The 22401-nt window shown below is 58.7% G+C and carries 20 protein-coding genes; 13 read left to right on the forward strand and 7 right to left on the reverse strand.

Annotated elements, in window-relative coordinates; genetic code table 11:
• Positions 1 to 123 precede the first annotated feature (123 nt).
• The 6 genes from ACR0BZ_RS09590 to ACR0BZ_RS09615 all read left to right on the forward strand — a co-directional run bounded on the left by ACR0BZ_RS09590 (position 124) and on the right by ACR0BZ_RS09615 (position 8031).
• Positions 124 to 1611 (forward strand): ABC transporter substrate-binding protein, encoded by a 1488-nt coding sequence (locus ACR0BZ_RS09590; RefSeq protein WP_209505161.1) that lies wholly within the window; start codon positions 124 to 126, stop codon positions 1609 to 1611.
• Positions 1612 to 1676: 65 nt separating this feature from the next.
• Positions 1677 to 2738, forward strand: coding sequence for a ligand-gated ion channel (locus ACR0BZ_RS09595; RefSeq protein WP_480920106.1), 1062 nt, complete (start codon positions 1677 to 1679; stop codon positions 2736 to 2738).
• A gap of 246 nt (positions 2739 to 2984) precedes the next feature.
• Positions 2985 to 4235 (forward strand): sarcosine oxidase subunit beta family protein, encoded by a 1251-nt coding sequence (locus ACR0BZ_RS09600; protein WP_480546915.1) that lies wholly within the window; start codon positions 2985 to 2987, stop codon positions 4233 to 4235.
• A 13-nt stretch (positions 4236 to 4248) separates the two neighbouring features.
• The gene (locus tag ACR0BZ_RS09605; protein WP_267366303.1) at positions 4249 to 4536 is read left to right on the forward strand and encodes a sarcosine oxidase subunit delta; all 288 of its coding nucleotides are present in this window, start codon (positions 4249 to 4251) and stop codon (positions 4534 to 4536) included.
• Complete coding sequence (locus ACR0BZ_RS09610) at positions 4533 to 7478, forward strand: sarcosine oxidase subunit alpha family protein (protein ID WP_480920107.1); 2946 nt, start codon at positions 4533 to 4535, stop codon at positions 7476 to 7478. The genes ACR0BZ_RS09605 and ACR0BZ_RS09610 overlap by 4 nt, the downstream gene beginning before the upstream one ends.
• Positions 7471 to 8031, forward strand: coding sequence for a sarcosine oxidase subunit gamma (locus ACR0BZ_RS09615; protein WP_480920108.1), 561 nt, complete (start codon positions 7471 to 7473; stop codon positions 8029 to 8031). Before ACR0BZ_RS09610 ends, ACR0BZ_RS09615 begins: the two co-directional genes overlap by 8 nt.
• 8 nt (positions 8032 to 8039) lie before the next feature.
• Here ACR0BZ_RS09615 and ACR0BZ_RS09620 read toward each other — a convergent pair whose 3' ends face one another.
• On the reverse strand, positions 8040 to 9044 hold the full coding sequence (locus tag ACR0BZ_RS09620; RefSeq protein WP_480898826.1) for a GlxA family transcriptional regulator: 1005 nt from the start codon (positions 9042 to 9044) through the stop codon (positions 8040 to 8042).
• Positions 9045 to 9307: 263 nt separating this feature from the next.
• Between ACR0BZ_RS09620 and ACR0BZ_RS09625 the strand changes: the two genes are divergently transcribed.
• Genes ACR0BZ_RS09625 through ACR0BZ_RS09640 form a run of 4 tightly spaced genes read left to right on the forward strand, consistent with a single transcriptional unit; the run spans position 9308 to position 14146 of the window.
• The gene (locus ACR0BZ_RS09625) at positions 9308 to 10255 is read left to right on the forward strand and encodes an ABC transporter permease (protein ID WP_480487848.1); all 948 of its coding nucleotides are present in this window, start codon (positions 9308 to 9310) and stop codon (positions 10253 to 10255) included.
• Positions 10252 to 11067 (forward strand): ABC transporter permease, encoded by an 816-nt coding sequence (locus ACR0BZ_RS09630; RefSeq protein WP_480920109.1) that lies wholly within the window; start codon positions 10252 to 10254, stop codon positions 11065 to 11067. Before ACR0BZ_RS09625 ends, ACR0BZ_RS09630 begins: the two co-directional genes overlap by 4 nt.
• Positions 11064 to 12662 carry an ABC transporter ATP-binding protein gene (locus tag ACR0BZ_RS09635; RefSeq protein WP_480920110.1) on the forward strand — a complete coding sequence of 533 codons (1599 nt, stop codon included), beginning with the start codon at positions 11064 to 11066 and terminating at the stop codon, positions 12660 to 12662. Before ACR0BZ_RS09630 ends, ACR0BZ_RS09635 begins: the two co-directional genes overlap by 4 nt.
• Before the next feature lie 32 nt (positions 12663 to 12694).
• Entirely contained in the window at positions 12695 to 14146 is a 1452-nt protein-coding gene (locus ACR0BZ_RS09640; protein WP_480920111.1) for an aldehyde dehydrogenase family protein, read from the forward strand.
• A gap of 281 nt (positions 14147 to 14427) precedes the next feature.
• On the opposite strand, the gene dxs is transcribed toward ACR0BZ_RS09640, so the two are convergent.
• The 6 genes from dxs to ACR0BZ_RS09670 form a co-directional block, all read right to left on the reverse strand.
• Entirely contained in the window at positions 14428 to 16356 is a 1929-nt protein-coding gene (gene dxs, locus ACR0BZ_RS09645) for a 1-deoxy-D-xylulose-5-phosphate synthase (RefSeq protein WP_480482747.1), read from the reverse strand.
• 16 nt (positions 16357 to 16372) lie between these two features.
• Positions 16373 to 17239 (reverse strand): polyprenyl synthetase family protein, encoded by an 867-nt coding sequence (locus ACR0BZ_RS09650; protein WP_480920112.1) that lies wholly within the window; start codon positions 17237 to 17239, stop codon positions 16373 to 16375.
• Positions 17240 to 17482, reverse strand: coding sequence for an exodeoxyribonuclease VII small subunit (locus ACR0BZ_RS09655; RefSeq protein ID WP_267363166.1), 243 nt, complete (start codon positions 17480 to 17482; stop codon positions 17240 to 17242).
• Positions 17479 to 18405 carry a histone deacetylase family protein gene (locus ACR0BZ_RS09660; RefSeq protein ID WP_480920113.1) on the reverse strand — a complete coding sequence of 309 codons (927 nt, stop codon included), beginning with the start codon at positions 18403 to 18405 and terminating at the stop codon, positions 17479 to 17481. The genes ACR0BZ_RS09655 and ACR0BZ_RS09660 overlap by 4 nt, the downstream gene beginning before the upstream one ends.
• A 68-nt stretch (positions 18406 to 18473) precedes the next feature.
• Positions 18474 to 19175: a response regulator gene (locus tag ACR0BZ_RS09665; protein WP_209506983.1), complete on the reverse strand. Its 702-nt coding sequence runs from the start codon at positions 19173 to 19175 to the stop codon at positions 18474 to 18476.
• On the reverse strand, positions 19172 to 19684 hold the full coding sequence (locus ACR0BZ_RS09670; RefSeq protein WP_209598920.1) for a MarR family winged helix-turn-helix transcriptional regulator: 513 nt from the start codon (positions 19682 to 19684) through the stop codon (positions 19172 to 19174). Before ACR0BZ_RS09670 ends, ACR0BZ_RS09665 begins: the two co-directional genes overlap by 4 nt.
• Before the next feature lie 159 nt (positions 19685 to 19843).
• Here ACR0BZ_RS09670 and ACR0BZ_RS09675 point away from each other — a divergent pair, with 159 nt between their 5' ends.
• The 3 genes from ACR0BZ_RS09675 (at position 19844) to ACR0BZ_RS09685 (ending at position 22247) form a co-directional block, all read left to right on the forward strand.
• Positions 19844 to 20710 (forward strand): branched-chain amino acid aminotransferase, encoded by an 867-nt coding sequence (locus ACR0BZ_RS09675; RefSeq protein ID WP_480914773.1) that lies wholly within the window; start codon positions 19844 to 19846, stop codon positions 20708 to 20710.
• Between the two features lie 109 nt (positions 20711 to 20819).
• Positions 20820 to 21770: an AraC family transcriptional regulator gene (locus ACR0BZ_RS09680; RefSeq protein ID WP_480538489.1), complete on the forward strand. Its 951-nt coding sequence runs from the start codon at positions 20820 to 20822 to the stop codon at positions 21768 to 21770.
• A gap of 111 nt (positions 21771 to 21881) precedes the next feature.
• On the forward strand, positions 21882 to 22247 hold the full coding sequence (locus tag ACR0BZ_RS09685) for an SPW repeat domain-containing protein (protein WP_480920114.1): 366 nt from the start codon (positions 21882 to 21884) through the stop codon (positions 22245 to 22247).
• Positions 22248 to 22401: the final 154 nt, after the last annotated feature.

Raw genomic sequence — 22401 nt, forward strand, 5'->3', positions numbered from 1 at the left:
GGCCGGGGCCAAAGAAACCCCGGTTGCGCGAACATTCCCTTGATTGACCTCAGGTTTAAAGGAACACTGCCGATAAAATGGCCCGGAAAACATGGGCGCAGATTTTCAGTTGGGAGAGTTCACATGACAAAACACGTGCTTCGAACATTCGCGTCGACCGTGGCGATTGGCGCCAGCCTGTTGGCGACGCAGGTTTTGGCCAAATCCGACATCACCATCGCCATGCAGTTGGAACCCCCGCATCTGGATCCGACCAGCGCCGCAGCTCAGGCCATCGATTCGGTTGTCTACACCAACATCTTCGAAGGTCTGACCCGTTTCATGGGCGACGGCTCGGTCGTGCCCGGCCTTGCGGAAAGCTGGGAGATTTCCGAAGACGGCAAAACTTATACCTTCAAACTGCGCGACGGCGTGACCTTCCATGACGGCACGACTATGGATGCCGAGGATGTCAAATTCAGCCTTGACCGGGCCACGGCCGAGGACAGCGCCAACGCGCAGAAAGCTCTGTTTGCAGGGATCGAAAGCGTCGAGGCCGTGGATCCACTGACGGTCAGGATCACCCTGGCCGATCCGAACGGCAACTTCCTGTTCAACCTTGCCTGGGGTGACGCGGTGATCGTCGCGCCCGAAAGCATCGAGAACATCAAGACAAACCCGGTTGGTACAGGTGCATTTACCTTTGGCGACTGGGTTCAGGGCGACAGCATAACACTGAACCGCAACCCCAATTATTGGGGCGATCAACCCGCTTTAGAGACTGCGACGTTCAAATTCATCTCAGACCCGACCGCCGCTTTCGCGGCCATGATGGCCGAAGACGTGGACGTGTTCGACAACTTCCCGGCACCGGAAAACCTGCCCCAGTTCGAGGCTGACCCGCGGTTTCAGGTTCTGGTTGGATCGACCGAGGGGGAAACGATCCTGTCCACCAACAACAAACAGCCGCCATTCGATGATATTCGGGTCCGGCAGGCGTTGGCCCATGCGATTGACCGGCAGGCCATCATCGACGGCGCCATGTTCGGGTACGGCACCCCTATCGGCACGCATTTTGCGCCACACAACCCCGCTTATGTCGATCTGACGGGCCAGTCCGCGTATGATCCCGAAAAGGCCAGGGCTTTGCTGGCAGAGGCGGGATTTGAAAACGGGTTCGAGACAACTCTGCACTTGCCACCGCCATCTTATGCGCGCCGGGGCGGTGAAATCATCGCCGCACAGCTGGCCGAGGTCGGCATCACGGCCGAGATCATCAACGTCGAATGGGCCCAGTGGCTGGAATCGGTGTTCAAGGGCAAGGAATTTGGTCTGACCATCGTCAGCCATACCGAACCGATGGATATCGGCATCTATGCGCGGCCCGACTATTACTTCCAGTATGACAGCATCGACTTTCAGACGCTGATGGAGACGCTGAACACCACCACCGACCCCGAGGAACGGACCCGTCTTCTGGGTGAGGCGCAGCGCCTCATCTCGAACGATTATGTCAACGGGTACCTGTTCCAGCTGGCCAAGCTGGGCGTCGCCAAGGCCGGTGTTCAGGGCCTTTGGGAAAACGCACCAACTGCGGCAATCGACCTGACCGCCATTTCCTGGTCTGAATGACATCAGTTGACTGGGCCTGCTTAACGGGCCCAGTCTCACCATTGCGAAATGCGTTTCTAACGATCATGAAAAGCTTGTTTGCAGGTTTCGTTCTTTTGCTTTTCGCGTCTGTCCTTCCAGGCGCTGTTTTTGCGCAGGGCTTGTTCCAAGGGCAGCAGGATACGCTGGTGGGAACCCCGGACAACCCGCTGCAGGTCGGGGTTGGTATCAAGATCGACCAGATTACCGGCGTCGATCAGCAATCCGAAAACTATGGTGCCGTGGTTGTACTGCGGTTCGAATGGACAGACCCGGAACTGGCGTTTGATGCAGCAAGCCTTGGTCGTGATTTTCGGGTTTTTGAACCTCCCGCTTTCGTGAAATACGCCGCTGAGCTGGATGTGGTAACCCCGGCTTTTGTTATCCACAACCAACAGTCCAATCGATGGATTCATGAATCCGCAGTTGCCGTGCGTCATGACGGTCATGTGACCTTTGTCGAAAAATCCTCGCTGACCTTGCAGGCTCCGCATTTCAACTTTCGCAAATACCCGTTCGATACGCAGGAATTTCACTTCGAGGTCGTATCGGTGTTTCCTTCGCAATTCGTTCACTATCACTCGCTTGATGAATACTCCGGCCTGGGTGACATGCTGGGCGAAGAGGAGTGGATACTTGGCAATGCCAGGGCTCTGACGTCAACAACGACCGGTTTGTCAGGAAATGAAAGCGACCGGGTGGAACTTGTCTTCGAAGGCACCCGGCACCTGACATATTACACCATCCGCATTTTCCTGCCGATGCTGGTGCTGATCACAGTGGGATGGGCGCTGTTCTTTCTGGATGAATACCGGAAACGGATCGAGATCGCAGGCGGCAATCTGTTGGTCTTTGTGGCCTTCAACTGGGCCATTTCCGCTGACTTGCCCAAGCTTGGCTATCTGACGTTTCTGGATTTCATTCTGCAATGCATGTTCCTGATGACAGGAACGATTATCGTCTTCAGCGTGATGCTGCGCAAATTGAAAACGTCCGGTCGGGAAGAGACGGCCAGAAAGCTCGACAATTACGCGATCAAATGGATTTACCCGATGGGATATGCCGCCATCATCGGCTATGCCGTTTTTGCCTTTCTGATGACGTCTTAGGGCTGAACCCCACATTCTATGTATTTCTGAAATCGTGTGGATAGCCATGGGCTACCGGCTTTTCTGACCCTTGTCGGCGTTGCAGGACTAAGGTGGCGCACACCGCGCGTTGCCAGCGATAGGAAAATCGCAAGATTTAGCAAGCTCTGCTGATTGCCGTGGTGTCTGATTCAACACAACAGATGTCGGATTCAAGAGTATCCAAAACCCGTTTTTTAGGGGATTCTAAAAAAAAAGGTCCGATTCATGCGATACTCTGGTTTCAAGGTCATCAAAGAGGCTCTTACCGGGCACAAAGGGTGGACACCGGCCTGGCGCGAGCCAGAGCCCAAGCCACATTACGACATCGTCATCATCGGCGGTGGCGGTCATGGCCTTTCAACGGCGCATTACCTGTCCAAGGTATTCGGCCTCCGCAATGTGGCGGTGATTGAAAAAGGCTGGATCGGTGGCGGCAATGTTGGGCGCAATACAACCATCATCCGCTCGAATTATTTGCTGGACGGCAACGAACCTTTCTACGAATTCTCGCTGAAACTGTGGGAAGGTCTTGAGCAGGACGTAAACTACAACGCGATGGTCAGCCAGCGCGGGATCATCAACCTGATCCACACGGACGCCCAGCGCGACGCCTTTACGCGACGGGGCAACGCCATGATCCTGAACGGCGCGGATGCCGAGCTGCTGGATGCCGAACAGGTGCGCAAGGAATACCCGTTCCTGAACTTCAACGATGCCCGGTTCCCGATCAAGGGCGGGCTGGCCCAGCGGCGTGGTGGCACGGTTCGGCACGACGCGGTGGCCTGGGGATATGCCCGGTCGGCGGACAGCCAAGGTGTCGATATCATCCAAAACTGCGAAGTGACCGGTTTCCGGATCGAAAACGGAAAATGTCTGGGGGTTGAGACGTCGAAAGGGTTCATTGGCGCAGGCAAGGTTGGCTGTGCCGTGGCCGGAAATTCGGGGCGTGTCATGGGCATGGCGGGTATGCGGTTGCCAATTGAAAGCCATGTCCTGCAAGCTTTCGTGTCAGAAGGTCTGAAGCCGGTTCTGCCCGGGGTGATCACTTTTGGCGCGGGGCATTTCTATGTCAGCCAGTCCGACAAGGGCGGACTGGTCTTTGGTGGCGATATCGACGGGTACAATTCGTACGCACAACGCGGCAACCTGCCCGTGGTCGAAGATGTCTGCGAGGGCGGCATGGCCCTGATGCCGATGATCGGTCGCGCGCGCCTGCTGCGGATGTGGGGCGGGATCATGGATATGTCCATGGATGGATCGCCCATCATCGACCGGACCGGCATCGATGGCCTCTATTTCAACGGCGGCTGGTGTTACGGCGGGTTCAAGGCAACTCCGGCGTCGGGGTATTGTTTTGCGCATCTGCTGGCAAAGGATGAACCGCACCCGACGGCCACCGCCTACCGGTTCGACCGGTTCCGCACTGGCCGCATGATCGACGAAAAAGGTATGGGCAACCAGCCCAACCTGCACTGAGGGGAGCAGCACCATGATCATCCATCACCCCTTGCTGGGCCCGCGTGACAGTTCCGAATTCGTCTATCTGGGAGACGCTTCGCTGATCAACAGGCCCGATTGGCAGGCCGAAGATGCCGCCGAAGCGTTTTTTGACTACGCCTATCTGCGCGACAATCCAGCTGGCGAACACCGCGAGTTGTGGTTCCACGAGGGGGGCGACCGTTCCTGGTTGGTCGTGACCCGCAATACCGCGACACATGAGATTTCCAAAGTGGAACTGGCCCGTGACGTGGCCCGGGCACAGGGGCGCTCCAAATGACTCAAGACAACAGGCTGAGCGGCGGTCAGATCGACCGCACCAAAACCCTGAATTTCAAATTCGACAACCGCAGTTACACTGCGCATCCGGGCGATACGCTGGCCTCGGCCCTTCTGGCCAATGGCGTGCGCCTGATGGGCCGGTCGTTCAAATACCATCGCCCGCGTGGCGTGCTGACTGCCGGTTCGGAAGAACCCAACGCCCTTGTCGAGCTGCGCACCGGCAACCGTCAGGAACCCAACACCCGTGCCACGACCGTTGAGATGTTCGAGGGGCTTGAAGCCCATTCCCAAAACCGCTGGCCCAGCCTGAAATTCGATGCTCTGGCAATCAACGACAGATTCTCGACCTTTCTGACGGCGGGGTTCTACTACAAAACCTTCATGTGGCCTGCCGCGTTCTGGGAAAAGCTGTACGAGCCGATGATCCGCCGCGCGGCCGGTCTTGGGTCATTGTCGATGCAGGAAGATCCCGATGAGTATGACAAGGGGTTCCGGCATTGCGATCTGCTGATTATCGGCGCGGGTCCAGCCGGATTGATGGCGGCACTGACTGCGGGCCGGGCCGGTTCCGAGGTCATTCTTGCGGATGAGGATTTCGCACTTGGTGGGCGGCTCAACAGTGAAACCTTTTCGCTGAACGATGACGATTCGACCGATTGGGTTAAGCAGAGTGTCGCTGAACTGTCAGCAATGCCCAACGTCCGCCTGATGCCGCGCACGACCGTGATCGGTGCCTTTGATCACGGCATCTATGGTGCGGTTGAGCGGACGGGCGATCATCTTGCTTCTCTGCCTTCCGGTAAACCGCGCCAGATACTCTGGCGCATCTACGCCAAACGCGCCCTGTTATGCGCTGGCGCGACCGAGCGGCCCATCGCGTTTGAAAACAACGACAGGCCTGGCATCATGCTGGCAAGTGCTCTGCGCACCTATGCCAATCGGTTTGCAACCACGGCGGCGCAACGTGTCGCCATCTTTACGAACAACGATGACGGCCACCGCACAGCTGCGGATCTGCACGCAAAAGGTATCAGGATTGCTGCCGTCGTCGACGTTCGTGACGACGCTCCGACCAGCCATGACTATGAAGTTCTGCGGGGCGCGCAGGTCAGGGACACCAAAGGCCGACTGGGGCTGACCTTTGTCGAGGTTGAGCTGGCAGACGGGTCGTCGCGCACGCTGGACTGCGGGGCGCTTGGCGTCTCGGGTGGCTGGAACCCCAACGTGCATCTGACCTGCCATCAACGAGGGCGTCCCGCGTGGAACGACGATCTGGCGGCCTTTGTCCCCGGCGCGGACTTGCCGCCTGGGCTGTCCGTCGCGGGGGCGGCAAATGGTGTGATGTCCACCCATGGCGCCCTGCAATCCGGGGCAGAAGGCGCGGCGCAAGCGCTGGGCCTGAAAGGCCCGCTGCCCGATCTGCCTAAGGCCGAGGATACCCCGATCTCGCAGACACCGTTCTGGTATGTTCAGGGTTGCAGCCGCGCGTGGCTGGATCAGCAGAACGACGTGACCGTCAAGGATGTGAAGCTCAGCCATCAGGAAGGGTTCCGTTCGGTCGAGCACTTGAAACGCTATACCACCTTGGGCATGGCCACCGATCAGGGCAAGACCTCGAACATGGGCGGGCTTGCGATCATGGCCGAACTTGCAGGTAAGTCCATTCCGGAAACCGGCACAACGATCTTCCGCCCGCCCTATACGCCCGTTCCGATTGCAACCTTTGCTGGTCGGATGAAAGGCAAAGAGTTTCATCCAACCCGCCTGACCCCGTCACATTACTGGGCCAAGGAACGTGGCGCGGTGTTTGTCGAGGTCGGCAATTGGCTGCGCGCACAGTGGTTCCCGCTGCCCGGTGAAACCCATTGGCGCGAGTCCGTGGACCGTGAGGTGCGCCAGACCCGTGCCTCGGTCGGGGTGTGCGACTGCACCACGCTTGGAAAGATTGATGTTCAGGGTGCGGATGCGGCGGATTTCCTGAACAGGGTCTATTGCAACGGATTTGCTAAACTGGCCGTCGGCAAAACCCGCTATGGGCTGATGTTGCGCGAAGACGGAATTGCGATGGATGACGGTACCGCCGCGCGTCTGGCCGAGGATCATTTCGTGGTCACCACCACAACCGCGAATGCGGTCAAGGTCTACCAGCATATGGAATTTGTCCGGCAATGCCTGTTCCCGGACATGGATGTACAGCTGATCTCGACCACCGAAGCCTGGGCACAATACGCGGTAGCCGGGCCCAATTCGCGCAAACTTCTGCAAAAGATCGTGGATCCCGAGTTCGACATCTCGAACGAAGGCTTCCCGTTCATGGCTTGCGGCAACATCACCGTATGCGGCGGGTTGCGCGCGCGGTTGTTCCGGATTTCCTTCTCGGGCGAATTGGCCTTTGAAATCGCGGTTCCATCGCGATACGGCGACGCGCTGATGCGGCGTTTGATGCAGGAAGGTGAAGAGTTCGATGTCATACCCTACGGCACCGAAGCGCTGGGCGTCATGCGGATCGAAAAGGGTCACGCCGCAGGCAACGAGTTGAACGGAACCACCACCGCCCTGAACCTTGGAATGGGTCGGATGGTATCCAAGAAGAAAGACAGCATCGGCTCAGTCCTGTCCGAGCGTGAAGGGCTGAACGAACCAGATGCTTTGATGATGGTTGGCATCAAGCCTGTGAACGCTGGCGACAAGGTAACCGCCGGAGGGCATCTGATGAATGCCACGGGTCCCGTGGATGCTGCCCATGATCAGGGCTATGTCACATCGGCAGCATTTTCGCCGTCGCTGGACAGCCATATCGGCCTTGGCTTTTTGAAAAACGGCATGACACGTCAGGGTGAAAAGATGCGCCTTGTGTCGCCAGTGACCGATCTGACGGTCGAGGTTGAAATCGTCTCGGCCCATTTCGTCGACCCCGAGGGAGAACGGCTCCGTGCATGATCTTGAAGCAATAACCGCGCTGGGTGAAACCGAACCCAAGATCGACAGGGTCGGAAGCGTGACCTGTACCGAAACTCCGGATGTGGCGCTGGCCTCGGTCGCCGCTCGGCTGGGTCGGGAAAACAAGACCCGAAACGTCGTATCCCAATTGATCGGAGTGGAAACGCCTGGCGTTGGTAAGTTTACCGGCGGGCCGATCGTAGCCTTCTGGACCGGGCCTGATCAATGGATGATAGAAGCGCCCTTTGAGACGCATGAAGATCTGGCGCATCTGGTGAAAGAAAGCACTGGGGATAACGCATCGGTTTCCGAACAGACAGACGCATGGGTCAGGTTTGATCTGGACGGAGAGGGCGTGTTGGCAGTGCTGGAATTGCTAAGCAGTCTGGATTGCCGAAAAATGGCGGTCGGTGCCGCATCCCGCACGTCAATCCATCACCTGGGATGTTTCGTCCTGTGCCGTGCTTCTGGTTTGTTCAGTGTCTACGGGCCAAGATCGTCTGCCGGGTCACTGCATCATGCGATTGTGGCCGCAATGAAATCGGCGCTTTGAAGGCAAGGTCAGCTTGAGGGCAGCGGGGCGTTGTCTTCGACCCGAAACCGGTTGATCCGTCGCCGGTCCTCGCTGGGGCTCAAACCAAAGGCGGACCGATAGTGTGTCACCAAAGGCGTGACCGAGCTGTATCCGATGGCCGCAGCGATGTCGGCAATAGGGTCCTTGGTATAGACAACCATCTGACGGGCCGCCTTCATCCGCATGGACCGGAAATAATGGCTGGGGCTTTGCCCTGTGGCCTGTTTGAAGGCGCGCTCGATCTGGCGGGGGGTGACGCCCGTTTGATCCGCTATGTCCGCGATCGAGATTGGATTGCCGATACGGCTTGCGAACAGGTCGACACATCGGGCCACAAGCGGCGGCAGCTTTTCACCCGTGGCAGGTTTGCTTGCACTGGGCACCTGTTGTTGAACACCTTCCCCTCGCATCATCGGATGCTGGAACCAGCAGGCCACCTCATGCGCGACTTCGCCGCCCAACCGGTCCTGAATCAGATGCAGGGCCAGATCAAACGCGGCCGCCGCCCCGGCCGCTGTATACCGCGTGGCATCCGACACGATCACTTCGCGCCTTGCATCGATCTGTGGAAACTCGGCCAGAAACGCGGCTTCGTAGCACCAGTGCACCGATACCGGATGGCCAGTCATGACTCCCGACCGCACGAGCGGGAAAACGCCGCCGCTGATACCGCCCAGAATTGTCCCGTGGCGTGACAAAGCCCTCAACGCACCATTCCCCTGGGTCGGGTTTCTGAAGCCCGAGGTCGGACTGCTGAGCAGGAACAGAATATCAATCGGCTTACAGTCTGCGAGGTTGCGTTCAGCCTCAAAACGCACATGAGCGCTGGAGCTGACCTTTCCCCCGTTTTCCGCCACAAGAGACCAGCGAAATGCCTCTTGCCCGGCGATCTCATTTGCAGCGCGCAGCGGTTCGATGACCGAGGTCAGGCAAGCCATCGGAAAGCCATCGAACAGCAGAAACCCGATCTCAATTCTATTTTCTGTCAGCATGAGCGCTACACTATCAGTAAATCCTGGTTCGGCCCGGATTGCTCCTTGGCCGCTCTGGCCTGCGGAAACGGTTCGAACAAGTGTAGCAAAACTCGGAACGTGCGAAATCGAAAAAACGCGCAACAAACATGGTGAAAATCGGGGTCAGGTTCTGCATTCGGATTGACAGGCGGAAAGGAACAAAGGTTGCGCAGCGCCATTTGCCGGTCTGCCGATGCCGTAGATGCTGGACCCGTGACGGCTGAGACCCTAACGTGGCCTCAATGCTTCGCTATACCCTTAAACGACTGATCTCATTGCTTGCCAGCCTTGCCGTCGCCTCGGTGGTCATCTTCGCCGTGATCGAGGTCGCACCGGGGGACCCGGCATCGTTCATGCTGGGTGTCAACGCGCAGGAGGATACGTTGGCCGCGCTGCGGGCTGAACTGGGTCTGGATGGATCCAGGGTGCAGCGGTATTTCAACTGGGTCGGAGGGATGGTAGCCGGAGATTTCGGCACCTCGTACACCTATCGCACACCGGTGTCGCAGATGATTGCGGACCGGCTGTGGGTATCGTTGCCCTTGGCTTTGTATGCGCTCACGCTGTCCACGCTGATCGCCTTTCCTGCCGGGATCTATGCCGCCGCGCGCCGGGGCAAGCCCGGGGATCTGGCGGTGATGGGGGCGACACAGCTTGGTATCGCTGTGCCCAATTTCTGGTTCGCGATGATGCTGGTGCTGATCTTCGCCATAAACCTGCGCTGGTTCAATGCCGGTGGGTTTGTTGGCTGGGGCGAGGGCCTTTGGGCGGGGCTGCGTTCGCTGACTTTGCCCGCCATTGCGTTGGCCCTTCCTCAGGCCGCGATCCTGGCCCGCGTTATGCGATCAGCGCTGCTGGATATTCTGGGTGAGGATTTCATGCGCACCGCGCGGGCCAAGGGATTGTCGCGTCGTCAGGCTCTGTGGCGGCATGGGGTGCGGAACGCGCTGATCCCCGTGCTGACGATCATCGGCTTGCAGTTTTCCTTCCTGCTGGCCGGGTCGATCATCATCGAACAGGTGTTCTACCTGCCGGGCCTCGGGCGGTTGGTGTTTCAGGCCATTTCGGCCCGCGATCTGATCGTGGTTGAATCGGTGGTGATGCTGCTGGTCTTTGCGGTGATCACCGTGAATTTTCTGGTGGATCTGGCCTACGCAGCCGTTGACCCACGGTTGAGGAGCCGGTCATGAGCCGCAACCTGATTCTGGGCGCGGCGCTGTCGTCGCTGGTGGTGCTGGCGGCGCTGATCTCGTTTGTCTGGACACCCTACGACTATGCCGCGCTGGATATCCCCAACAAACTTCAGACGCCCGATGCACGGCACTGGTTCGGGACGGATCACTTCGGCCGCGACATGCTCTCGATGATCATGGTCGGTGCACGCACGTCGATTGCGGTGGCTCTGGTGGCTGTGGGAATCGGCATGGCGCTGGGCGTACCCCTTGGCCTGACAGCCGCCGCGCGCAAAGGATCGTGGTTGGATGAGGTGATCATGCGTGGCAACGATCTGGTCTTTGCCTTTCCCTCACTGGTCATCGCCATCCTGATAACGGCTGTGTTCGGTGCCGGTGCCATCAACGCGATCATTGCGATCGGTATTTTCAACATCCCCGTCTTCGCCCGCATCACCCGCGGGGCCGCATTGTCGCTGTGGGAGCGCGAGTTCATACTTGCCGCCCGTGTGTCGGGCAAAGGCGCAGCACGGATTTCAGCCGAACATATCCTGCCCAATGTTGCCAACCTGCTGATCGTTCAGGGTACCATCCAATTTTCATTGGGCATACTGGCCGAGGCGGGTCTGTCCTATGTCGGTTTGGGTGCGCAGCCGCCGACACCCAGTTGGGGCCGTATGCTTGCGGACGCGCAGACAATGGTCAGTTTTGCCCCGCATTTGGCTCTGATTCCGGGCATGGCCATCATTGTCACCGTGCTGGGTTTGAACCTGCTGGGTGATGGTCTGCGCGACTGGTTGGATCCAAGGATCAGGGTGGCGCGGGCATGACGTTGCTGCAAGTCGAAAACCTGTCCCTATCGATCCACGGGGTGCCGATCCTGAAACGGGTGAACCTGTCTATCGATCCAGGCCAGATCGTGGCGGTGACAGGTGAAAGTGGTTCGGGCAAATCCATGACAGCACTGGCTGTGATGCAGCTTCTGCCAAACGGGGCAACGGCAGACGGCGCGATCCGACTGGACGGCACTAACCTGCTGACCCAATCCGAGGCCGAGATGTGCGCCTTGCGTGGCGCGTCTATCGGGATGGTGTTTCAGGAACCGATGACCGCGCTCAACCCGGTGAAAACCATCGGCGATCAGGTGATGGAGACCATCCTGATCCACAAGGCGATGCCTCCTGCTCAGGCCCGGACCCGCGCTGCCGAGGTGCTCACGCGGGTTGGACTGCCGCCCGACAGGTTTCCTCTGTCGCGCTATCCGCATGAGCTGTCGGGCGGGCAGCGTCAGCGTGTCGTCATCGCAATGGCCATCGCATTGCGTCCCAGGCTTTTGATCGCGGATGAGCCGACCACGGCGCTGGATGTCACCACGCAGGCGCAGATCCTTGATCTGCTGAAAGGGCTGGTTCGCGAATATGATATGGGCCTGCTGATGATCACCCATGATCTGGCTGTGGTCTCGGACATGGCCGATCAGATTGTCGTCATGCGTCACGGCGAGGTCGTCGAAAGTGGCGCGACGCGAAACCTGTTTCGAGATATGCAGCACCCCTATACCCGTATGTTGTTCGAAGCTTCGGGTCATCAGGTCACCCTGCCTGAACCTACACAGCAACGCCCGCTTCTGGAGGTTTCGCAGGTCGTCCGGGATTACCGCCTTCCCCGCAAAGGTCTGCTGGATGCGCCGCGCCACCACCGCGCGGTGGATGGTGTCAGCTTTACCCTCAACCGAGGGGAGCGTTTAGGGCTGGTGGGCGAGTCCGGTTGCGGAAAATCGACCCTAACACGGGCTATTTTAGGGTTGGAAGAGATCCAATCTGGTCAGATTATGCTGGATGGTCAGCCGGTTTTCACCGGCCACAGGCCCAACCTTGCGGTACGTCGCAAGATGCAGGTCGTGTTTCAGGATCCCTATGGCAGCTTCAATCCCCGCCACCGTGTCGCGCGCCTGATTACAGAACCTTTTCACCTGTTGGAAACGCCACCAAAGGGGTCCGAACGCCAGGACCGGATTGCAGAGATGCTGACGGCAGTGGGCCTCGGCCCTGATGATGCGGGCAAATACATTCACGAGTTTTCGGGCGGGCAACGCCAGCGGATCGCTATTGCCCGCGCTCTGATCATTCGGCCGGAACTGATCCTGTTCGATGAGGCGGTTTCAGCCCTCGACGTATCGGTGCGCGCCCAAATCCTCGATCTGCTTGCCGAACTCTGCGAGGCTTATGATCTGACTTACCTGTTCATCAGCCACGATCTGAGTGTGGTGCGCACCATCACCGATCATGTTCTGGTGATGCAATCCGGACGAATTGTCGAACATGGCAAGACCGAACAGGTATTCTCGGACCCGCAGCATCCCTACACGCAAACCCTGATCGCCGCCGCGCCCCAATTGCCTGAAATCGGGAAGTTATTGGCGTAAAACCATTTGTTAGAGCCTGAACGGAGGCCAAAATGACCCAACCACTCTGGTTTGATCCCACCCTGTGCCTGATTGGCGGAAACTGGATACCTGCGACATCAGGCGACTCATTGCCTTTGACCAACCCGTCAGACGGGACCGAGATATGCAGGATCCCGCGCGGCTCGGGTGTGGATATTGACGCGGCGGTCGCCGCCGCCAGATCTGCGCTAAAGGGCGACTGGGGGCGCAAGACGGCCTTGGAGCGCGGCCGCATCCTGACCCGGCTGGGTCAGCTGGTGCTGGAACGGGTGGACGATCTGGCGCGGCTTGAGGCGATGGATGTGGGCAAGCCCCTGACGCAGGCCCGCGCCGATGCCATCGCGCTGGCGCGCTATTGTGAGTTCTACGGGGGTGCAGCGGACAAGGTGATGGGTGAGACCATTCCCTATCTCGATGGCTACACCGTCTATACACTGCGCGAACCCCATGGGGTGACAGGCCACATCGTGCCCTGGAACTATCCGATGCAGATTATCGGGCGCTCGGTCGGGGCCGCGGTGGCCATGGGCAACGCCTGTGTTCTGAAACCGGCGGAAGAGGCCTGTCTGACCGCGCTGGCCTTTGCCCATCTTGCACAGCAAGCGGGTCTGCCAGCAGGTGCGCTGAATGTTGTGCCCGGCCTGGGGGCCGAGGCCGGTGCCGCATTATCCGGGCATCCGGGGGTCAACCATATCTCGTTTACTGGTTCGGTGGCCACGGGTGCATTGGTGCAGCAGGCCGCAGGGCGAAACGTTGTGCCTGTGACACTGGAACTGGGCGGAAAATCCCCGCAGCTGGTTTTTGACGATGCCGATTTGGATGCCGCCCTGCCGTTTCTGGTGAATGCGGGCATTCAGAACGCAGGACAGACCTGTTCGGCCTCGTCCCGCATTCTGGTACAGCGCGGCGTCTATGATCAGGTCAAATCCCGCATGGCCGAGGCCTATGAACAGCTCAGCGTTGGACCCGCGATGCAGGATCTTCGCGTTGGACCACTGATCTCGGACCGGCAAAAGCAGATCGTAAACAGCTTTCTGGACAAAGGCGCCGATCTGACCGTTGCGGCAAAAGGGATGATCACAAAGGATGCGCCGGAAACCGGGGCTTATATCCGGCCCACCTTGTTTGCGGACGTGCCACCGGATCACCCGCTCGCCCGTGATGAAATCTTCGGCCCGGTCCAGGTTCTGATCCCGTTCGACACCGAAGAACAGGCTCTAAATATAGCCAATAGCACTGACTACGGTCTTGTCGCCAGCGTCTGGACACGTGACGGTGCGCGGCAGATGCGGTTGGCAAAAGGGCTGCACGCGGGTCAGGTGTTCCTCAACAACTATGGGGCAGGTGGCGGCGTTGAACTGCCATTTGGCGGCGTGGGCAAATCCGGCCATGGCCGCGAGAAAGGCTTTGAGGCGCTTTATGGCTTTTCGCAACTCAAGACAGTGGCTGCCTATCACGGGTAACAGCGCCCCGGTCTGTCAGATCAACGTTTCTTTCGCGCATATGCGCCCCAGAACAATCTCCTTGATCTCTTTAAGGGAATGGGCAACGGACAATCCAAAGGGCGGTTGGTATCAGTGATTTGTCGTCTCAAGTCACTTTTGAAGCAAAGACCGTTCGGGTCAGGACCAGAAAATCGCAATGAAGGACCCGGGTGGCGCTTGGCATTCCCGCTCTGTTCTGGATTGTCGGCCTCCTGCTTGTAAAAGCGTCGAAACCAAAAGCGGGCGTCTCAACGCCGCTATTACGCGCGCTTTTCACCGATCGAGGTTACGCCCAGAACATCCAGCACCCTGGCTTCGATCTGCTCGGCATTCATACCCGCAACGGCATACATGTCCGCGGGGCTGGCCTGATCGATGAAGATGTCAGGCAAGACCATCGAGCGGTATTTCAAGCCCCGATCAAAAACACCCTCATCCGCCAGAAGCTGTGCCACATGGCTGCCAAACCCGCCAACAGCGCCTTCTTCGATGGTGATCAACGCCTCATGATCCGCAGCCAGATTCAGGATCAGATCGCGATCCAGCGGCTTGGCAAAGCGGGCGTCTGCGATTGTTGGGCTAATGCCTTTGGCGGTCAGAGACTCGGCTGCTTTCTGAACTTCAGCCAGCCGCGTGCCAAAAGACAAAAGTGCGACGCGCGCGCCTTTCCGGATCATGCGGCCTTTGCCGATCTCCAGTACCTCACCGCGTTCGGGCAAGTCCACTCCGACACCTTCGCCGCGCGGATAGCGGAAGGCAATCGGCCCTTCATCATGCGCGACAGCGGTTGCCACCATGTGCATTAATTCCGCCTCATCCGCGGCGGCCATGACGACCATGCCCGGCAGATTGGCCAAATAGGCAATATCGAACGACCCGGCATGGGTGGCACCGTCAGCCCCCACCAAACCCGCGCGGTCAATGGCAAACCGAACGGGCAAGCGCTGGATTGCGACGTCATGCACAACCTGGTCGTACCCCCGCTGCAGAAAGGTCGAATACATGGCGCAGAATGGCTTCATCCCCCCTGCCGCCAGCGCAGCCGAGAAGGTCACGCCGTGCTGCTCGGCAATCGCCACATCGAAACAGCGCGACGGGTACCGTTCGGCAAACAGGCCCAACCCGGTGCCATCTGGCATCGCGGCAGTCACCGCAACGATCTTGTCATCGCGCGCGGCGGCATCCACCAGAGCCCTGCCAAAGACAGACGTGTAAGAAGGGGCGTTTGAAGGGGCCTTTTTCTGCTCGCCCGTAACCACATCGAATTTGGCTGTCGCGTGGCCTTTGTCGCGGGCCTGTTCGGCTGGTGCGTACCCTTTGCCCTTCTTGGTCAAGACGTGGATCAGGATCGGCCCGGTTGCCCGCGCCTTGACGGTGCGCAGAACCGGCAACAGCTGATCCAGGTCATGCCCATCAATAGGCCCGAGATAGGAAAACCCGAGCTCTTCGAACAGGGTCCCGCCCACGGCCATACCTTTCAGCATTTCCTTAGCGCGTTTGGCCCCTTCGCGGAACGGTTCGGGCAAAAGTGAAACAGCGCCCTTTGCGGCGGCTTTCAGATCGTGGAATGGCGCCTCGGCGTAGATTCGGGACAGATAGCTGGACAGGGCACCAACAGGGGGGGCGATGCTCATCTCATTGTCATTCAGAATGACGATCAGGCGTTTCTTCAGGTGACCTGCGTTATTCATCGCCTCAAAGGCCATGCCTGCGGACATCGATCCATCACCGATCACGGCAATCGCGTCACCCAACCCTTCAGGGGTTACACCGCCCAGATCACGCGCGACGGCAAAACCCAGTGCCGCACTGATCGAAGTGCTGGAATGCGCGGCGCCAAACGGGTCATAGGGGCTTTCGCTGCGCTTGGTAAAACCGCTCAGGCCATCTTTCATGCGCAGCGTGCGAATGCGGTCGCGCCGTTCGGTCAGGATTTTGTGCGGATAGCACTGATGGCCCACATCCCAGATGATCTTGTCGCGCGGCGTGTCGAAAACAGCGTGCAGCGCGGTTGTCAGTTCCACAACACCCAGACCCGCGCCCAGATGCCCGCCGGTCACAGAAACCGCCGAAATCGTCTCGGCCCGCAATTCCTGCGCAACCTGATGCAGCTGCGCGTCCGAGAACCGCTTGAGATCAGCGGGGCGGTTCACAAGGTCCAGCAGGGGCGTTTTGGGGCGGTCAGACATTTGGCGCGTTCCTGGCTTAGCTGTCCCGGGCAATAACGAAGCGAGCGGCTTCCTTCAAGGTTTCTGCCGTCGGGCCATACCCGTCCAGTGCGGCACAGGCCTGATCAACAAGTTCACTGGCGCGGGTTCTGGCAGCATCCAAACCCAGAAGCGATACGAAAGTGGCCTTTCCCGCATCCGCATCTTTCTGAAGACGTTTGCCTGCCTTTGTCGCATCACCTTCAATATCAAGGATGTCGTCTGCAATCTGAAAAGCAAGACCAAGGGCCCGGGCATATTGGCGCAAGGGCTCTGGATCCGCTTTCGCCAGACGCGCACCCGCACAGGCGGACCATTCGATCAAAGCGCCCGTTTTGCCGCCCTGAAGCCGTGTTATCGCATTCAGCGTCAGAGGCTCAGAAGCGGTTTCCGCCGCAATATCAAGCGCCTGCCCCAAAACCATACCTTGCGCACCGCTTGCCCTGGCCAGTGTCAGTGCCAGATCAACGCGAACGTCTGCGTCTCCAACCTCGGGCCGGGTACACAGCTCAAAGGCCAGTGTTTGCAGCGCGTCCCCGGCAAGTACAGCCGTGCCTTCATCCCATTTCACATGCACTGTGGGGCGTCCGCGCCGCAGATCGTCGTCATCCATGCAGGGCAGATCGTCGTGAACCAGCGAATAGGCGTGCAGGGCCTCGATCGCGGTCGCGGGCCAGATCGCGCGGGACTCGTCGATTTGGTGCAGGCGCGCACTTTCCAGAACCAGAAACCCGCGCAGCCGTTTACCGCCCCGGGTGGCGTAGGCCATTGCCCGTGTCACATCCAGATCGTCCAGCGCGCCCATTATCAGGTCAAAATGATCCTGAAGGCGCGCCGCGTCCTGCGCCAGTCTTTCCTGAAACATTTACTGACCTTCGACAGGTGTGGTCCCGGTCGGTTGGCCATTCGCGTCCAGAGTGATCGCGGCCACTTTTTCCTCGGCCCGCTTCAACTCGTCCTCGCAACGCTTTTTCAAAGCGGCCCCGCGTTCATAAAGCGCAATCGACTGATCCAGCGCCACGTCGCCGCGCTCAAGCTGACCAACCACGGTCTCAAGCTCTTTCATGGCCTGCTCGAATGTCATCTGCTCAACTGGGGTATCGGTCATCGTGCTGCCTTCATCAGTTCTTCCACATGGGCGCGTGTCGCCTCGGCCAGTGCGTTCAGATCATACCCGCCCTCCAGAGTCGAGACGATACGGCCCTGACACACCTCATCGGCTATCCCGCACAGCTCTGCCGTGATCCAGGCGAAATCGCCAGTCGACCAGTTGAGATTGGCCAGAGGGTCGTCCTGATGCGCATCGAACCCGGCCGAGATGATGATCAGCTCCGGCCGGAATGCCCGCAGGCGCGGAAAGGCCTGCGTTTCATAGGCGGATCGCATCTCAGCCCCGCCGGTGCCCGGGGCCAGCGGGATATTCAGAACGTTATCGTAAGCGCCTGCCTCGTCCGGGCGGCCTGATCCGGGCCATAACGGCATTTGCTGGCTGGTGATCACAAGGGCCCGATCTTCATCCCACAGCAGGTCCTGCGTGCCGTTGCCATGATGAACGTCGAAATCGACCACAGCGACCCGCTTCAGCCCGTGGTAATCCAGCGCGTGTTTCGCAGCCAGCGCCGCGTTGCCAAACAGGCAGAACCCCATGGCTTTCTCGGCTTCGGCATGGTGCCCAGGCGGGCGAATGGCACAAAAGGCGTTCGGCGCCTCACCGCCCAAAACCAGATCAACGGCGCGCACTGCCGCACCCGCCGCGCGATAGGCCGCATCCACGGAACCCGGCGACATGAAGGTGTCCCCGTCGATCTGCGCAAACCCGTCAGTGGGGCGCGACGATCTGATGTCGCGGATATGGCTTTCGGGATGAACACGCAGCAAATCATCGTCTGCCGCCAGCGGAGCGGTCACGCGCTTCAGATCCAGCCCCTCCAGCGCGTACAGGATATGCTCCAGCCGCGCCACCTGTTCCGGATGACCCTGGGGTGTGACATGTCCAAGGCAATCGGCATGTGTCAAAAGGGCGGTTTTCATCGGGATCCCATCTTCATCTGGCTAAAAATATCCTCGCCGAAGGCATTAATCGCCGCGCAGCGGCCCATTCAATCGGGCGCCAGCATATAGCCTGCGCCCCGGACTGTCTGCAGATACCGGGGCTGTTTCGGGTCCTGTTCGATCTTCCGGCGCAGGCGGGTGATCTGGACGTCCACGGCACGTTCCTGCGCCTGACCTTTGTCCCGGCCCAGATCTTCCACCAGTTTTGCACGGCTGATCGGCTCGCCAGGTTGGGCCGAGAAAATTTTCATCAGCTGGCTTTCGGTTGCCGTCAGGCGGACCGGCATTTCGCCTTGCCACATCTCACCACGTTCAATGTCATACCGGATGGGACCAAGATGCAGGATCTTCGCCGCTGTTTCCTCGGCCGGGGTTTCCGGCATCCGGCGCAGGATCGCATTGATCCGCAGCAACAGCTCTTTCGGCTCGAAAGGTTTAGCAAGATAATCATCCGCGCCGGCTTCAAGCCCTGCAATCCGATGCTCGGTCTCGCCCTTGGCGGTCAACAACAGGATCGGTGTCGTATGGGTGTCACGCAGCGATCTGGTCAGGCTGACGCCATCTTCGCCCGGCATCATCACATCCATGACGATCATGTCGAAATCCAATCCCGACAGAACCCGCCGCGCATGGGCCGCATCCCGTGCCGCTGTCACCAGAAACCCGTTTCGCATCAGGAATTTCTTGAGCAGATCGCGAATGCGTTCGTCATCATCAACAATCAGCAGATGGGCATCCATTTCGCTCATGAACTCGTATCCCGCAATTTCGTATAGGCATGACGCATATCAGCATCCATCATTGCTTCAAGTACTTTGCGAAACCCGGCCACGGCCTCGGGACCGGCATCCTTGAAGGCTGCGCGCATTCTTGTTCGTTGCGCATCTGACAACGTGGCCTCCAACGTTTCGCCCTTTTCCGTCAGAAATAGGTGCCGTTCGCGTTTATCCACGGTTCCGACCCGGCTTTCCACCAGACCATCCTCGATCAATGTCCGAAGAACCCTGTTCAGAGACTGTTTTGTAACCCCGAGGATCGCCAGCAAATTGTTCACCGTGGTGCCCGGAGCACGGTTGATAAAATGGATCGCGCGGTGATGGGCGCGGCCATAGGCCATCTCGGACAGGATACGATCAGGATCCGCGGTAAAGCCGCGATAGGCAAAGAACATGGCCTCGATCCCCTGGCGCAACTGTTCATCCGTCAAAAACAACAGGCTCTCGCCCCCATATCGCGGGGCTGGGCGGATTTCGGACATATCATGCCTCATTCGTTACTCGGGTTTGACTTTATGTCAGCGTTATTGACATTCCAAGGGCGGAGCGGTATCGAATCGCAGTTTTTGCGCAACATTGTGTCCGCATCGGACCTAAGTAGCGCAACAATCGGAAATTTAACCCGGTTCAGGAGGTTTCGCATGGCGGGGTATGATGATCGTGACGGTGTCATCTGGATGGATGGTAAGCTGGTGCCCTGGCGCGATGCCAATGTGCATATTCTGACCCACGCGATGCACTATGCCTCATCCGTGTTCGAGGGCGAACGGGCTTATAACGGCAAGATTTTCAAAAGCCGCGAACATTCCGAACGTCTTATCGCCAGCGCCGAGGCGCTGGACATGCCGATGCCTTACACCGTCGATCAGATTGAAGCGGCCAAGGAAGAGACCCTGAAAGCCAGTGGCCTTCAGGATGCCTATGTCCGCGCATTGGTCTGGCGCGGGTCTGGCGAAGACATGGGCGTGGCGTCGGCCCGCAACCCGGTACGGATGGCCATCGCGGTCTGGCCCTGGGGCGCCTATTACGGCGACGCCAAGATGCAGGGCGCAAAACTGGACATCGCCGAATGGAAACGCCCCAGCCCGGAAACCATCCCGGTCCACGCCAAGGCAGCGGGCCTTTACATGATCTGCACCATTTCCAAGCACAAGGCCGAAGCCAAGGGATGCTCGGACGCGCTGTTCATGGACTGGCGTGGTTACGTGGCCGAGGCAACAGGTGCCAACGTGTTCTTCGTCAAGGATGGAGAGGTTCACACCCCGCTGGCGGATTGCTTCCTGAATGGCATCACCCGTCAGACCATCATTCAGATGCTGAAGGATAAAGGCATCACTGTGCATGAGCGGCGCATCAAGCCCGAAGAAATGGCTGATTTCGAACAGTGCTGGCTGACCGGAACCGCGGCCGAGGTCACTCCGGTCGGGCAAATCGGAGATTACACTTTCGAAGTCGGCGACCTGACCCGCGAAATCGCAGAAGATTACGAAAAGCTGGTCCGCTCGTAATAACTTGCAAAACCCCGCTTCGGCGGGGTTTTTGTTGCAGATCGTGCAAATTGTCGTGCAAAGCGTTCCGTGATCTGGACGATCGGATCAGTTCCCGTATCTTCACCGCATGTTGGACCTTCTCAGCGATATTCTCACCCGTCTGTCCCTGCGTGGCACGTTCTACTTCCGCACCTCGTTCACACCACCTTTTGGTATTCAGGTGCCGGAATTCGAAAACGTCGCGCGGTTTCATTTTGTTCAACGGGGTGAGCTCAAGGTCCATGTCTCATCCACCGGAGAAACGTTGAGGCTGCGGCAGGGGGATCTGATCCTGATCCCTCATGGGGCGCCACATGCGTTGTTGTGTGCCGAGGTCAGGCCACCGGATGCGCTTCCTCTGGAACAGGTTCTTGAGATTGCCGGCTACAAGGGCGATGGCGTCCTTGTCTATGGCGGTGCAGACGAGGACCGGGACACGCAACTGATCTGCGGCCATTTTTCTTTCACCGGCCCAGCAGGGCGAAAAGGCACCGGGCATATGCTGATCGACCGCCTGCCACCCTACATCCTGATCGAGAATTATGGTGAAGAGGCCGGATCGTGGATGGAATCGACCCTGCGCATGATCGGATCCGAAGTGTCTGGGGCCCGTATTGGCGGCGATCTGATCGCACTGAAGCTGTCCGAAGTTCTGTTTGCGCAGGCGATCCGAACCTACTTGGAACGGCAAAGCCCGCAGGACACCGCCCTTGCGGGCTTTGCGGATACGCGCATCTCACGCGCTTTGACGGCGTTCCACCAAGCGCCAGCGCAAGACTGGAGCGTTGCAACACTGGCACGCGAATCCGGCATGTCGCGCACAGCCTTCTCTCAGTTGTTTGCCCAGAAGATGGGCACGACGCCGATGCAATACCTCACCGACTGGCGCATGCAGATTGCGTGCCATGGCCTTACAGAGGCACGATGGAACGTGGCAGATGCAGCAGCCGAAGTTGGATATGCCTCTGAGGCCGCGTTTTCCCGTGTTTTCAAGAAGCAGGTCGGCTTGTCGCCAGCCGCATACAGATCCATGCACTAATACGCCAAGAGTTCTGTACGATCTGCAAGATTTTTGAAACGATCGAGAATTCAGCGTTCGGGTCAGGCTTTCTATCTTTCTTTCATCACTGATTGAAAAGAGGAAAATCCTATGTCCCTGCGTTTCGTTACCCGCTCTGTCCACGCGTATCTGGACTACCCGGTTGCCATTGCCCTGATGACACTGCCATTCCTGCTGGGATTGGGTCAGTCCAACCCGATGGCGCTGTGGCTTTCGGTTGTCACCGGCGTCGCCGCCTTTGTCCTGACAGTTCTGACCGACCACCATTTGGGAATTTGGCGCGTTCTACCCTATAAATTTCACCTGGCCGTGGACCTTATTGTCGGCATCACCTTTCTGTTTGCACCCAGTGTACTGGGGTTTTCAGGATTGGATGCGGCGTTCTACTGGCTGAACGGTGCGGCTGTGGTTCTCGTCATCTCGCTCAGCGCGCCTGAGCAGGAAGTCGCTGTCTGAGCGCTGTTCCTCAGCACTGGCAACTTTGTCCAGATGCTACCGAAATAGCTGAGCCGCCCGTTTTGTAAATCGGCGGCTCAGAGCAGAGAAGCTTGTTGGCCGGTCGGGCGAATTTACTTGAAAAAGCCGACTGAATTCATCAGATTTATCCCTG

The sequence above is a fragment of the Ruegeria sp. P8 genome (assembly GCF_056534665.1).